The organism is Massilia sp. P2_C2, assembly GCF_056404615.1.
This window is the reverse complement of sequence record NZ_JBFUDR010000642.1, coordinates 1-875: the sequence shown is the minus strand read 5'-3', so window position 1 is coordinate 875 and position 875 is coordinate 1. Positions and strand designations below refer to the sequence as shown.

Genomic DNA, 875 nt, shown 5'->3' with positions numbered 1-875 from the left:
GTCCAGGATGCGCAGCGAGTCCGGATCGCCGGTCCTCGGCGTCGGGCCAGGTTTCATCCGCGAGCGCCGCCAGAAGTGGAGCCCGGCAAGGCCGGCCAACGCCGGCACGGCTGTGAGCCAAAGGTTGGGCATGTCCGATTCTCCTTATGTCATTGTCGTGATCGCCATGGGGCGACTATTTGCGCGCGGTCCGCCAGGCGGTGGCGCGTACGGCCTGCTGCTTCTCGGCCCGGGCCGCCTGGGGAAGCAGGAAATGCGCAAGCGCGGGCAGCAATACGAGGGCACCGGCCATGTTCCACAAGAACATGAACGCCAGCAGGATGCCCATGTCGGCCTGGAATTTTATCGACGAGAATATCCAGGTCGCCACGGCGATCGCCAGAGTCACGCCCGTCAGGATCACGACGCGGCCCGTGAACTGCAGCGCGTGATGGAAGGCGTCCGACAGGCTCATGCCCGCGCGCATGCGGCCGAGCACCACCGACAGCACGTACAGCGCATAGTCGACGCCGATGCCCACGCCGAGCGCGATGACGGGCAGCGTCGCCACCTTCACCCCCATGCCGAGCGTGACCATCAGCACCTCGCACAGCACCGAGGTCAGCACGAGCGGCAGCACGGCCACGATCACGGCGCGCCAGGAGCGGAACGTCACGTAGCACAGCWGGATCACGGCGCCGTAGACCCAGTACAGCATCTCGCGCATGGCTTTCCTGACGACGATGTTGGTGGCCGCCTCGATGCCGGCGCTGCCGGCGGCGAGCTGGAACCGCACGTCCTTGCTGCCGCGCGCGGCAGCGAAGCGCTCGACCGCGTCGACCACGCGTGTCAGGGTCTCGGCCTTGTGATCCTTCAGGTAGACATACAGCGTGAGC

At 66.8% G+C, this 875-nt stretch carries 1 protein-coding gene; it reads right to left on the bottom strand.

What is annotated here, in order from left to right; all coding sequences use genetic code 11:
* Positions 1-175: 175 nt before the first annotated feature.
* Positions 176-875, bottom strand: a 700-nt coding sequence (locus tag AC1DYX_RS31565; protein ID WP_477266207.1) for an MMPL family transporter, incomplete at its 5' end; no start/stop codon positions are given.